Source organism: Limnospira sp., assembly GCF_051859755.1.
Lineage (GTDB): Bacteria > Cyanobacteriota > Cyanobacteriia > Cyanobacteriales > Microcoleaceae > Limnospira > Limnospira fusiformis.
Map to the genome: position 1 here is coordinate 1 of NZ_JBIMLI010000147.1, position 12,059 is coordinate 12,059.

Genomic DNA, 12,059 nt, shown 5'->3' on the forward strand with positions numbered 1-12,059 from the left:
TTACCTTAACGGGTAATAGTGCTATCGTCGCATTGTCAGGCAATAGCCGGATAAATGTCGCGTAAATGTATCAGATATCGATCCGGTCGGAATATTTAAACATGGATTTATCTTTTAGGCAGCTAACCGTGTATCTGGCCCTACTTTCGATCGGGGGCGGTACTGGTTTAATCGGTGGTCGCTATTTGTATGCTAATCATCTGGTGACTAATTCTCCCGCCGTCCCCGTGGTTCGAGAAGTGTCCCCGGAAACTCAACCCTACTACCGTCAGAGTCCTATTGCTGCTCGCAGTAATTCCAATTTTATCGCTGAAGCTGTACAAAAGGTAGGACACTCGGTTATTCGTATTGATGCTGTGCGGACTGCTTCTAAGAATTTACCAGATGCTTTGAATCATCCCCTGTTTAAACGATTTTTTGGCGATCGCATTCCCCAGGACTCTGAACGGTTGCAGCGGGGAACTGGTTCTGGATTTATTATCAGTTCTGATGGTCGTCTGATTACTAATGCTCATGTCGTTGATGGGGCTAATATAGTCCGTGTCACTCTTAACGATGGTCGCGTGTTTCAAGGTCAGGTGAGGGGGGTCGATGAGTTAACTGATATTGCTGTGGTCAAAATTGAAGCCCAAGACCTACCTACAGCCCCTATTGGTGTTTCTGAGGGGTTGATTCCCGGTCAGTGGGCGATCGCTATTGGTAATCCCCTCGGTTTGGATAATACCGTAACTGTGGGAATTATTAGTGCGATCGGGCGATCGAGTTCTCAGGTCGGTATCCCTAATAAACGGGTGCGCTTTATTCAAACTGATGCTGCTATTAACCCTGGTAACTCAGGAGGTCCCCTGTTAAATGATCGGGGTCAAGTTATTGGCATTAATACCGCTATTCGTTCTAATGCTCAAGGTTTGGGCTTTGCTATCCCTATTGAAACCGCCCTGCGAATTGCTAATCAATTATTTGATAACGGAAGAGCAGACCATTCCTTCCTAGGGGTGAAAATGGTAGCCCTTAACCCCACCATTAAGGACGAGATGGATCAGCAACTTAATCTTAAACTGACTAAGGATCGGGGAGTGTTGGTGGTTCGGGTGGTCGAAGGTTCACCCGCCGCTAATGCTGGTATTCAACGGGGAGATATCATTAATCGAGTCGCCGGAACCCCGGTTAGCACCCCCACCCAAGTCCAAGAGCAAATACAATTGACCCTAGTGGGACAAGAGTTGGAAATTGAGATTGACCGCCTTGGAAAAATCGAAACCATGAAAGTGCAGATGGCTGCAGCTCCAGACTCCGCCCTATCAGGAGTTGACTGATTTTTGGGTAAATTACTATTACCCGTTAATCCGGTTAATCCGGTTAATCCCGTTCTGGTTTAGTTGATTGGGAACGCGAAGACGCGGTCCTGGATATATTTTCCTCCAGGTGCATACGTTGCTCCATCTGACGGAGAAAATAACCAGTCATCATGGCTGAAGCTAGTAAGCCAGCCAGGTTGTCTCTATTGGTTGTGATTTGTACGTCGAAGTCATCTGAGGGTAAAACGCCTACCAGACCTTGGACATTGCGGGAAATTATTTCTTTGATCTCTGGACTGGCTGATTGAGCAATGTGGGCTAAAACATCGGGATGTTGATGTTGTAGATAGTGCAACAGGGGGTTCTCAGAGATTTCTTGGTCATTAGACGAATGAAAGTCGGAGTTAAAAACCATGAGGTGACTTGTTAGTGTCTGCTGTACTTTACTTCTAGTTTAGTCGATTTAACTGGATGCTGTGGTATCTTCGGGCAAATTTGCTTTTAAATTTAGCGACAGTTGCTGGGGAAGTTGGTCTAGTTGAAAGTATTGATGGAATTTTTTACTTACCTGTAACCAATAGGAACGGGCTTGGGGTTGTCGTCGTTTGGTGACAAATTCTAATTCTACCAGTTCCTGAACGTGCTGATAAGCCCCCGAACCTCGTAATTCTACGAGATCGGTTTGGGTAATGCCACCATTAAGGGCGATCGCTGCTAAAGTCCGTAAAGCCCCTACACCTAATTCTGGTGGTACTAGGGTGTGCATTAGTTCCCCGTAGGCTTGGCGCAGTTGCAGGCTGTAACCTTTCTTGGTTTCCACAATTTCTAAGGCAGTATCCCGGTGGGCATAATCTGACATTAGTTGAATTATGGCCTCTTCTGCTTCGGCGCGATCGCATTGAGCTAATTGTACAATCTCGGACAAGGACAAGGCTTGACCTTTCAGGTACAAAATCGCTTCAATCTTAGCTGGGAGACTAATGGACATAAAACTGTCGGTACTTTATAACATTTCCCATTAAGTTGGGAACTATGCCACAATTATAGCCACATGATAGCATAAATTATCCTCCCTAGGGCAATTTCCGTTAACAAATAATCATTATTTACTGGCTCTATGAAGGTTAAATTAGTGGCATCTTGGGCAGCAATTGTCCCATCTCTTACCCCCCTAACCGCGATCGCTTTTTCCACCTTCACTACAGAAATGGCTGAGTCCTCCCCGACTCCCCCCAACTCCCCTGGGACCTTAACTCCTACCTGGCTGGGGCTAAGGCTGGGATCGAGAGAGATATTTGGATGCGATAATTGGCGGATTTTTGATGACTACATAGATATCAATAATAGTAGATCTTTAGACAGGATCGCTGCCCAATGATTTGAGGTTATTTTATGAAAAAATTATGGGCTAATTCTTGCCAATACATCGGATTATTAATAGCCACGGCTGTCATGGTGGCAGTCAGTGGTTGGGCTGTTGATCAAATTCCAGATTCCCATTTAACATCGGATTTAAGCGCACATCAAACTACGGAAAATATGAGGATTAATTACCAAGTCGCGGCGGCTTACACCGGTTTTGCGTTTAAGCTGTTTGATCATGTTTATCAGCATCAAAGTCAGGAAAATATTTTTATTTCTCCGGCGAGTATTACTAATGCTATGGCTATGACCTATAATGGAGCGGCGGGAACTACTCAAGAGGCGATCGCTGAAACTTTGCAAGTTCAGGGTATCAGTTTAGCAGAACTCAATCAGGCAAATTTGGCTCTCAATAACTCAATTTCAGCCATTAATCAAGATGTGCAAATTAATATTGCTAATTCTCTGTGGTTACATGAATCTGCTTTTTTCTTACCAGATTTTCTGGATAGGGTAAATCAGTTTTATCAGGCTAAACTCACAGCAGTTGATTTTAGTAGTCCTGATACGCCATCCCAAATTAATGATTGGGTTAAACAGGAAACTAATGGCAAAATTGCTCAGATTGTCCAAACTATCCCCAATCAAACTATTCTGTATCTAATTAATGCCATATATTTTAAGGGGAGATGGTCGGAACAATTTGACGAAGAACGCACCGAATCACAGCCTTTTACCCTGATTGATGGTAGCCAGAAAATTCATCCCCTGATGTTTAAATTTGGTAATTATTTGTATCTAGAAAACTCTGATTTTCAAGGGATTAGCATTCCCTACGGTGATGATGCTAGATTTAGTTTATATGTATTTCTCCCCCGTGAAAATGTGAGCATTGATCGCTTTTATACACGGTTGAATGCTACCCAGTGGGAAGAGTGGATTAATCAAATGCGATCGCGACCAGGTTCGCTCCGACTCCCCCGGTTTAAACTGGAGTATGAAGTCGGTTTAAACGATAGTTTGAAATCCATGGGGATGGATATAGCTTTTCACCCGAATCAAGCTGATTTTTCTAATATGACTTTAGATAACAATGTACGCATTTCTGAGGTTAAACATAAGACTTTTGTAGAGGTTAATGAGGAGGGAACAGAAGCCGCTGCTGTCACTTCAGTTACGATATTATCAGAAAGTACCCCCTCCATAACTGAACCATTCTCAATGGTGGTAAATCGTCCATTTTTCGTAGCCATTCGCGATAATCAAACTCGCACTATTTTATTTATGGGTTCTATTGTAGACCCAGAATTATAGGTGCGTCAGTTTTTAAGAATTGGGTAATGATTGGGATTGACCTATTCTGACGCACCCGACCAAGCTGCTTTTTTAGGAATTCCCAAAATTACGGGAACCCGTGTAACCACTTAATTCAGCTAAACGTTCTAAAGAAATTAACCACGGATGTAATTCGCCGTTAATTTCCCAAGCTGGATATCCGGGAATACCCTTAGCTTGACACAGATCCGGTTGGGGGTTTTCTCCAGCGGGGTCGCATTCAATATAGGTAAGATAATTGATAGCTTGCCTACCAAATAACTGTTTTTGTTGTTGACAGAAATTACACCAGTAAGCACCATACATCGCAGCACCCACATTAGTTAAATGTTGAGCTAGGGAGATATTATCTGGATTAGAAACTGAGGTGATATTGTAAGAATTTTGACTACCATCAGTGAGGGAGGGGTTATTAATGGGAGCATAAATAGCCAGAGTGCTAATTATAGTAACCATAGCGACAATGACACCTAAAAAAACCAGTTGACCGATATCTTCCCAATTACGGCCAATAATAGTTAATGCTAACAGGCTGAAAGAGGCGATCGCCGAACCGATACAAAACCAGCAAATCGATTGAATTTCAAAAGCCATGATATACATCAAATAGCTACTGAAAATCGCCATAGAACACCCACCTATAAACATCAGTATCCAGGTGTAATTTTCGGCTTTCTTCCGCCAAGTTGTCTGAGTTTCTGAACTAATCAATAGTGGGATAACCGCCATAGCAATCATATAGACATAAGCCAGAAAGCCAAACAAAGCCAGAGGTAAGCCAAAAACTTCGGCATAGGGACTGTCTAGGACACTCTCACAGCCTTCTGTAGGACAGCTAGTCGGTCCTTCCTGTAGTGCTTGTATGGTTAGATAAGAGGTAATAGCAGCACCAAAAGCACCAATTCCAGCAATAATCAAACGTGACTTTTGTTGAATCCAGGGAGTTGAACGCTTACGCATTTGAATCATCTGTAATTTCTCCTAATTAGAGGTTCCAGGGAATGATGGCGGTATGGTAAACCACAAGAGATATAATTGTAACAATTTAGATTGTAATCTGGTATGGCGACTCCTATAACTATAACAGTGGGGGTTGATCCACGGGGTCTCATCTACCACAGAAACCCCTCCCGGTTGTCTGTGGCTGGCTGGTAAATGACCGCCCCAAGGATTTATGAATGATTGCAGTTTATTATATATTAGTGTATAATGAAAGTTTGATTTGCTTAATTGTCTGCCTGCTATGTCTGCCCTATCTGCTGAATTAAAAGAACGGCTATCCTCACCCCTAAAAATTGGTAAATTAGAGGTAAACAGTAGGGTGTTACAATCGCCTCTGTCAGGGGTGACAGATTTGGTATTTCGGCGCTTGGTGAGGCGCTATGCTCCCAATTCGATGATGTATACAGAGATGGTACACGCTTCCCAAATTATTCATGTGCGGGAGTTACCAATTCTGATGGAAATTGACCCAGGAGAACGCCCGATTAGTATTCAATTATTTGATTGTCGCCCAGATTTTTTAGTGGAGGCGGCGCGAAAAGCTGTGGAAGAAGGGGCGGATACTATTGATGTGAATATGGGTTGTCCGGTGAATAAAATTACTAAAAATGGCGGCGGTTCTTCGCTGTTACGACAACCGGAAATCGCTGAGAAAATAGTGCGATCGCTTAACGAAGCTGTATCAGTTCCCATCACTGTAAAAACTCGTTTAGGTTGGGATGAGGACGAAATCAATATCCTAGATTTTAGCAAACGCATGGAAAATGCGGGAGCGCAAATGCTGACCATTCACGGACGCACTCGCGCTCAGGGTTATACAGGGAAAGCTAACTGGGAATGGATCGCTAGGGTCAAGCAGAATGTATCGATTCCAGTAATTGCTAATGGGGATATTGTCTCGGTGTCCTCGGCGGTTCAGTGTTTACAGGAAACTGGCGCTGATGGAGTTATGTGTTCTCGGGGAACTCTGGGTTATCCGTTTTTGGTGGGGGAAATTGATTATTTCCTGAAAACTGGCCAGATGAAGACAGCGCCGACGGTGGTTGAACGTTTAGAATGTGCGAAGGAACATTTACAAGCACTTTGGGTGTACAAAGGTCAGCGTGGTATTTATCAGTCTCGTAAACACATGACTTGGTATGCTAAAGGTTTCCCAGGAGCAAATGAACTGCGGGAACAACTGGCTAAGGTGGAGACGGTTCAGCAGGGATGTGATTTGCTCGATGGGGCGATCGCCATATTCAAATAATTAGGAGCAATTATGGAATCATTAAAAGGACGAGATTTGCTGAGTTTGGCTGATTTGACTGTGGCTGAGTTACACTCGGTTTTATCTTTGGCGATTCAGTTAAAGTCGGGAATGCGGAAACTACAGCGAAGGAAGGTTTTGGGGTTGATGTTTTCTAAGGCTTCGACTCGAACCCGTGTCAGTTTTTCAGTGGCTATGTATCAATTGGGGGGACATATCATTGATTTAAACCCTAGTGTTACCCAGGTGAGTCGGGGGGAACCTTTGGTTGATACGGCGCGGGTATTGGGTCGATATTTAGATGCGATCGCTATTCGGACTTTTGAACAAAAGGATTTGGAAACTTTTGCTAGTTATGCGGAAATTCCGGTAATTAATGCTCTCACAGATCGGGAGCATCCTTGTCAAGTTTTGGCAGATTTGATGACGGTTCAAGAATGTTTTAATCGCATGGCTGGACTGACTTTAACTTATTTGGGAGATGGGGCTAATAATATGGCTCATTCTCTGCTTTTGGGCTGTGCTATGGTGGGGATGAATATTAGAATTGCTACCCCATCTCAGTATCCGCCAAATCCCGAAATTGTCGAACAGGCTAAGGCGATCGCTGCTGGTAAAACTGAGGTGATTATTACCGATGACCCCGCTGAAGCTGTCCAGAAATCTCATGTGTTATATACTGATGTTTGGGCGAGTATGGGTCAGGAGAGTGAGGCGGATGATCGTATTCCTTTATTTATGCCTTTTCAGGTGAATGACAGTCTATTAGCTAAGGCTGATGATGATGCGATCGTTCTCCATTGTTTACCTGCTCATCGAGATCAGGAAATTACTGATGGGGTAATTGAAGGTGTGCGATCGCGGGTTTGGGACCAGGCGGAAAACCGAATGCACGCCCAAAAAGCATTATTAGCTAGTTTACTTTCTGATGATTAATTAACCGATACTTGCACATTAACCCGGTTCGGGCTGCACCCTATACCTCACCCACCGGGTTGATTATGTCAATTATTATTGGCAATTTAGAGATGCCAAATACAGCAAAATTAAGCTGATTTATCCCTGCCAAAAATCAAAATATCTGAGGTTTTATCTGGTCTCATTAATCATGATTAAGTGGGTATAATTAACTGGAAATTCAATCCTAATCATCATCTGGATCCCCCCAGTCGGCGGGGACTTTGCTGTTGGTGGTAACCCTTTTGAGAATTTTCTTGTCAACATAAAATCGCTTGGGAGGTGCTGGTTTTTTGGCTGGAGCGGGTTCCGTTCGCCATATTAATCCTAGTAAGATAACACCAATGAGAACAGCTTCCATATCTTGAAATTCCTCACTAAATTACGATGGAGAGTACCTGCTACGCGCACGGTACGCGATCGCTTTTTACTACAGCCTCGGTAGGGTGATTCACCCCTCATATGGCTGTAGTTTTTCTGTATTTAACACCAGTCTAATCATCGATTTAGGCAATGTCAATAAAAAGGCCCACTTTTTAGTAAAAAGTCACCACTATCCCTACCGGGTGCTGATTGAGCCATTGTTACTACGGTTCAACCTGGTTGTGTGCTGTGGTTAATGTAATATTAACAACTGTATAATCATGGCTGTGAGGATTAATTTAAAGTTAGCGATACTAGCAATTATATCTGAGGCGATCATCATTCTCTAGGTAGATGTTTTCTAGGCCATTAGGGTGCTACACTCATCAGTGTAAATTTAAGTATGAAAATTGCTTAAAATTACTTCAACAACTAACTCCCACACCTATTAAGTATATATACCATTTAGCTGAAGGGGAAATTAGATTGATATGGCTCCCTATATATATCTCCAACCATCCATAATTTATTTTTATATAAATAAAATTGATGATATGATCGCCTCAGATATGTTTTATAACTACAAATAATCCCATAAATTGAGGGTAGTATGTATGTCCCAATTAGCAACTTTTAAAATTCCTGAATATTCAGTAGAATCTAAATTAGGGGGTGGCTTAACAGTGGTAAACCAGGAACAGTTAACCTGCTTGAGACGAGGGGTTGCATTTTGGAACAAATGGCGAGAAGATTACCCGGAAGTACAGCCGGATCTGATGAATGCTAACCTCAAAGGAATGTATCTCAAAGGGATTAATTTTAGAGAAACTAACCTCACAGATACGGATTTAAAAGGAGCCTATTGTTTAAAGGGAAGTTTCCAAAATGTTGAGGGTGATCAAGCTCATTTTGATGGTAGTTATTTGAAAGAGGCTGATTTTACTGGGGCTTATTTGCAAGGGTCAAGTTTTAAAGGTGCTGACTTGCGAAATGTCAATTTTACTAATGCTCATTTGGTGGGTGTAGATTTTCGAGGTGCTGATATTCAGGGTGCTGATTTTAGTGGCGCAAATCTTTACCGATCGCAATTAATGGGAGCGATCGCCAGTGAAACTAAATGGTGTAAAGCTAATCTATTAAGTGCTAATTTATTAGGTACAGACTTACGGTCGGCTAACCTGGAAAATGCTAATTTAACTCGCGCTAACCTCGAAGAAGTAAATTTGTCAAATGCTTTAGCTTTCCATACAAATTTTGAGCAAGCTACACTGACCGGAGTATGTATAGACCAATTAAAGATTAATAATCAGACTAATTTCCGGCGGGCTGTCTGTGATTTTGTTTATCTGAAAGCTGATAGACAAGGGCGTTATCCTTTCCCTTCTAATTATCAATCTTTAGAAGAAGATGCGATCGCACTAATTTCTCGGATTTCCTCCAAGTTGATACCCATGCGATCGTCTAGTTCTTCCCCCGTTTAATAGTCGCTGAGTAACTGCTTAAACTTTTTTCCTAGCCCAAGCTGTTCCTCTCCAAATAGTCACAAATAAGACACCGGAAACCAAAGCCCCTATATTCCACTTAACCGAATTTTTGAAGAGGGTAATTCTGCGGTTTCTGCGGGTTTGTTCTGCTTCAATTTGAGTCCTTTGCGCCGTAGTAGACAGAAAACCAGAAAGCTCTTCTTTAATTTGGTTCACCTGTTCCCGGTTTTGAATATCAGGAGAGCGTCCTTGGGTATCCAGACGGCTGATAAGTTCCCGCATTTGGTCTTCTGATGTGGTCTGTTCTAACTGCTGCTGAACCGTTTGAATATCCGTGATGCGTTGTTCCACTTGACTATCAATTTGCTCACTGCTTTGTTGCTCAATTCTCAGAGTGTTGAAAATCCCTAGGGGAACCATTAAAATAAATAGTACACCTAACAGTAAGGAAAACCAGGACATGAACATTAACAAAGGTTCTTCAAATCGACCTCGTAAATTGCGTTCCCCAAAGAAAATAAACACCAGAGAAATGAGAGGAACAGCAGACCTTTCCACAATCCCCCCCATAGTTTGAAACTCCCAAACCGGGTTCATAAGTTGGGGAGGAAGTATAATGGTGAGCAAATCTAGCATTGATAAAAATAATAACCCGTAGCCAACCGCTCGCAGGGGAGGAATAGTTTTTAACAGGTTAGAGCTGAACTTCCAAAGTACCTCTATTTTATCATTAAGAGGCTTGCCATCAGATTGAGTCATAGGTTTAAAAGTTGGTAAATTGAGAACGGGTATAATCAGCGCTCAAGTCGAGGGAAACGAGGATGCCACCACTGATACCACACTTGCCAAACTTCCTCTAAAATTGGGTAAGTTTCCTCAAAAGAATTATTGGAAATTGGCAGTGATAAATGAGACCACAAACATCGGTGATCTCTTAGGGGTTCTGCTCCCATGATAACTGGTATAAGTCGGGAAAAGTGTAAGTCATAGGTATAGCGGTTTTGAATGAACTGTTCGTAGGTGATAGCACTAGGCGATCGTGGATTAATACAAGATCGAAGGTAGACACGGTAATTGTCAACCGAAAGGCTATAGGAACCTGTATTATTGGTGCGAGTTAGTGTCGGAAATTGTGCCGTAACAGAAGCATCCCTCGGATCATACTGGCGAAACAGTTTTTCATTGGGATGAGGATGATCAACATATCGCATTTCTATCTGTAGAATTTTATCATTCTGCTGATAACGATAAGTATTTCCCCAGGGTTCTGTCAGTGCTTCACTTTCCTGATGCTGCCATCCAGGTAAGGGGATGATCGCCGGAAAGGTAAAGAGTTCGACAACTTGTTCAGTAGTTTTCTGGGGCTCTAGGATTGATTTTCCTAGAACTATAACTACTCCCCCAAATGTTAGCACAAGTAATGAAATTCGCAAATTTTCCCAGATTTTCATAACATTTATGGGCTGAGGGTGTCTTGATTAGTTGGTGGTGTATCCTGTTTAATCATAAACCAACAAAAACAGCCAAACAATGCCACCGAAATCATAGAAAATATCAGAGAACCTTCTCCGACGTGCCAGTAATCAACTGCTTCGGGTTTTTGGGCATTAGCCAGCACAGCTAATAAGACAATCCGAAATCCATTGACTACAAAACTAATTAATACTGCTACCACGGGAATAATAATTTTTTTCCAGAGTACCTCTAGGGGAAACATCACCAGAAATAGCACTGATAATCCTAACAGGTAAAACATTCCTTCTAACCCGGAACATCCCATATTGACACTCACTCCTCCCTCCGGTAGCATGACGTTAAATTTATCCAGAGAAACATCAGCCCCAGCGTACCATAAAATTAAGGCGGCAAATTTAGCGGTAATACCTGAAATATCTACTAACGGCCAAATAAATACTTTGGGAACACCCAGAAAAAATAAGATTGTTAGTTCCCGCCAGTATTCCCGAAAGCCACTAAAACCGGAAGCTATTAGTGTCCAGCCCAGGGCTGATATAAATGGCGAAATCCCTAACCAGTTAGAAGTAGGACGGGTAGCGCTTTTTAGCAACACTATGGCAATTATTAGCATCCCTAATAAGGTGGCCCAGGGGCTGCTGGTTTGCTTTGCTAATTCCTGGATTTTCTCCCATACCAAGGAAGATGCAGATAGCCAAAACATGATACTTAGTGCCAAAAAACTGACGTTATTACGATGATAAATTAGGGTGAGGTGAATTGACATTAAACCGGCGGCGATCGCCATCAGCCAAAATTCTGACTGTTTCCAGGATTGAATTGACAAAAAATTAGGTGTGTTCATCATCAATTTTTTCCCAAATATTACTATGGTGAAATACTCTAGCCATTATCTATCGGATACTAGGACATTCATCAATGGGGGTAATTTCCTACAGATGTAGATGTCTGGGTTGTCAATAATAGCCTAGCTAGATTATAGCTGGAAGGGGGGATTTATATAGCGATCGCCTGGAGAATATAATCTCTCAACAGATAACTATATGGCTGTAAGTCTCAAATACTAAATATTATTATGATTTTCTGATAATGTTGGTGCGAGACGTTCAGGCATGAAATAGGGTTGAGATACCCGAAATAACCTCCTGGTGGGAATTTCAGCCCCTTGGTTGAATATAAGGATCTCGCTCCTGACCATCCCCATAACTGTTTATATGTCCCAACGTTTGGAAAGACAACCTTCCAAACAAGGCAGGGGACTCAAGGTCATAAACAAACTGTTTTGATTGGAGAGTGTAGACTCCATGATATAGCAGGGAGTAGAGAGTAACGGCGTTAGCCACCCCCAGTTTTGGAAATCATAACTCCAGGATTGAAGCGGGGAACGGAAGGCGTGAGGTAGAACTCACTACCAAGATGCGACCACTGCCAACCATCCATGATTAGGGAAACCGAATGTCTGGCTTGAACCACCGTCATCAGTAAGCAGCGAACTAGTTTGATACGCTCCGGTCAAAAGAAAAAGGTGAAATG

The 12,059-nt window shown here is 42.5% G+C and carries 13 protein-coding genes; 5 read left to right on the forward strand and 8 right to left on the reverse strand.

What is annotated here, in order from left to right; genetic code table 11:
* Positions 1–101: 101 nt before the first annotated feature.
* A complete protein-coding gene (locus ACTIE0_RS19935; protein ID WP_006620346.1) occupies positions 102–1,316 on the forward strand; it encodes an HhoA/HhoB/HtrA family serine endopeptidase in 1,215 nt (404 codons plus the stop codon).
* A 43-nt stretch (positions 1,317–1,359) separates the two neighbouring features.
* Here the strand turns inward: ACTIE0_RS19935 and ACTIE0_RS19940 are convergent, their stop codons facing one another.
* The 3 genes from ACTIE0_RS19940 to ACTIE0_RS19950 are packed head-to-tail and all read right to left on the reverse strand — an operon-like array spanning position 1,360 to position 2,534.
* Positions 1,360–1,713, reverse strand: coding sequence for a DUF760 domain-containing protein (locus ACTIE0_RS19940; RefSeq protein ID WP_006620345.1), 354 nt, complete (start codon positions 1,711–1,713; stop codon positions 1,360–1,362).
* Positions 1,714–1,761: 48 nt separating this feature from the next.
* Positions 1,762–2,286, reverse strand: a complete 525-nt coding sequence (gene scpB, locus ACTIE0_RS19945) for an SMC-Scp complex subunit ScpB (RefSeq protein ID WP_006669738.1) — start codon at positions 2,284–2,286, stop codon at positions 1,762–1,764.
* A 53-nt stretch (positions 2,287–2,339) separates the two neighbouring features.
* Positions 2,340–2,534, reverse strand: coding sequence for a hypothetical protein (locus ACTIE0_RS19950; protein WP_071776832.1), 195 nt, complete (start codon positions 2,532–2,534; stop codon positions 2,340–2,342).
* Between the two features lie 156 nt (positions 2,535–2,690).
* On the opposite strand from ACTIE0_RS19950, the gene ACTIE0_RS19955 reads away from it, so the two are divergent.
* The gene (locus ACTIE0_RS19955) at positions 2,691–3,974 is read left to right on the forward strand and encodes a serpin family protein (RefSeq protein ID WP_006669737.1); all 1,284 of its coding nucleotides are present in this window, start codon (positions 2,691–2,693) and stop codon (positions 3,972–3,974) included.
* Positions 3,975–4,046: 72 nt separating this feature from the next.
* On the opposite strand, the gene ACTIE0_RS19960 is transcribed toward ACTIE0_RS19955, so the two are convergent.
* Positions 4,047–4,964 (reverse strand): vitamin K epoxide reductase family protein, encoded by a 918-nt coding sequence (locus tag ACTIE0_RS19960; protein ID WP_006669736.1) that lies wholly within the window; start codon positions 4,962–4,964, stop codon positions 4,047–4,049.
* Positions 4,965–5,238: 274 nt separating this feature from the next.
* Between ACTIE0_RS19960 and dusB the strand changes: the two genes are divergently transcribed.
* Together dusB and argF are read left to right on the forward strand one after the other, a co-directional pair.
* Positions 5,239–6,246 carry a tRNA dihydrouridine synthase DusB gene (gene dusB, locus ACTIE0_RS19965; protein WP_006669735.1) on the forward strand — a complete coding sequence of 336 codons (1,008 nt, stop codon included), beginning with the start codon at positions 5,239–5,241 and terminating at the stop codon, positions 6,244–6,246.
* A 12-nt stretch (positions 6,247–6,258) separates the two neighbouring features.
* Positions 6,259–7,182: an ornithine carbamoyltransferase gene (argF, locus tag ACTIE0_RS19970; RefSeq protein ID WP_006620336.1), complete on the forward strand. Its 924-nt coding sequence runs from the start codon at positions 6,259–6,261 to the stop codon at positions 7,180–7,182.
* Positions 7,183–7,390: 208 nt separating this feature from the next.
* On the opposite strand, the gene ACTIE0_RS19975 is transcribed toward argF, so the two are convergent.
* Positions 7,391–7,564, reverse strand: coding sequence for a hypothetical protein (locus tag ACTIE0_RS19975; RefSeq protein ID WP_006620335.1), 174 nt, complete (start codon positions 7,562–7,564; stop codon positions 7,391–7,393).
* A 616-nt stretch (positions 7,565–8,180) separates the two neighbouring features.
* Here ACTIE0_RS19975 and ACTIE0_RS19980 point away from each other — a divergent pair.
* Positions 8,181–9,047, forward strand: a complete 867-nt coding sequence (locus ACTIE0_RS19980) for a pentapeptide repeat-containing protein (RefSeq protein ID WP_006669734.1) — start codon at positions 8,181–8,183, stop codon at positions 9,045–9,047.
* A gap of 18 nt (positions 9,048–9,065) precedes the next feature.
* Here the strand turns inward: ACTIE0_RS19980 and hpsJ-A are convergent, their stop codons facing one another.
* The 3 genes from hpsJ-A to crtA are packed head-to-tail and all read right to left on the reverse strand — an operon-like array spanning position 9,066 to position 11,373.
* Complete coding sequence (gene hpsJ-A, locus ACTIE0_RS19985) at positions 9,066–9,809, reverse strand: HpsJ-like protein, cyanoexosortase A-associated (RefSeq protein ID WP_006620333.1); 744 nt, start codon at positions 9,807–9,809, stop codon at positions 9,066–9,068.
* 35 nt (positions 9,810–9,844) lie between these two features.
* The gene (locus tag ACTIE0_RS19990) at positions 9,845–10,501 is read right to left on the reverse strand and encodes a cyanoexosortase A system-associated protein (protein ID WP_006669733.1); all 657 of its coding nucleotides are present in this window, start codon (positions 10,499–10,501) and stop codon (positions 9,845–9,847) included.
* A 5-nt stretch (positions 10,502–10,506) separates the two neighbouring features.
* Complete coding sequence (crtA, locus tag ACTIE0_RS19995; RefSeq protein ID WP_006620331.1) at positions 10,507–11,373, reverse strand: cyanoexosortase A; 867 nt, start codon at positions 11,371–11,373, stop codon at positions 10,507–10,509.
* Positions 11,374–12,059 lie beyond the last annotated feature (686 nt).

Excerpts from the sequence above, each read along its gene's own strand:
- argF (WP_006620336.1), top strand. The coding sequence starts at position 6,259 with ATGGAATCATTAAAAGGACGAGATTTGCTGAGTTTGGCTGATTTGACT.
- ACTIE0_RS19960 (WP_006669736.1), bottom strand. The coding sequence starts at position 4,964 with ATGATTCAAATGCGTAAGCGTTCAACTCCCTGGATTCAACAAAAGTCA.
- hpsJ-A (WP_006620333.1), bottom strand. The coding sequence starts at position 9,809 with ATGACTCAATCTGATGGCAAGCCTCTTAATGATAAAATAGAGGTACTT.
- ACTIE0_RS19940 (WP_006620345.1), bottom strand. The coding sequence starts at position 1,713 with ATGGTTTTTAACTCCGACTTTCATTCGTCTAATGACCAAGAAATCTCT.
- ACTIE0_RS19955 (WP_006669737.1), top strand. The coding sequence starts at position 2,691 with ATGAAAAAATTATGGGCTAATTCTTGCCAATACATCGGATTATTAATA.
- ACTIE0_RS19935 (WP_006620346.1), top strand. The coding sequence starts at position 102 with ATGGATTTATCTTTTAGGCAGCTAACCGTGTATCTGGCCCTACTTTCG.
- scpB (WP_006669738.1), bottom strand. The coding sequence starts at position 2,286 with ATGTCCATTAGTCTCCCAGCTAAGATTGAAGCGATTTTGTACCTGAAA.
- ACTIE0_RS19990 (WP_006669733.1), bottom strand. The coding sequence starts at position 10,501 with ATGAAAATCTGGGAAAATTTGCGAATTTCATTACTTGTGCTAACATTT.
- ACTIE0_RS19980 (WP_006669734.1), top strand. The coding sequence starts at position 8,181 with ATGTCCCAATTAGCAACTTTTAAAATTCCTGAATATTCAGTAGAATCT.
- ACTIE0_RS19975 (WP_006620335.1), bottom strand. The coding sequence starts at position 7,564 with ATGGAAGCTGTTCTCATTGGTGTTATCTTACTAGGATTAATATGGCGA.
- crtA (WP_006620331.1), bottom strand. The coding sequence starts at position 11,373 with ATGATGAACACACCTAATTTTTTGTCAATTCAATCCTGGAAACAGTCA.
- dusB (WP_006669735.1), top strand. The coding sequence starts at position 5,239 with ATGTCTGCCCTATCTGCTGAATTAAAAGAACGGCTATCCTCACCCCTA.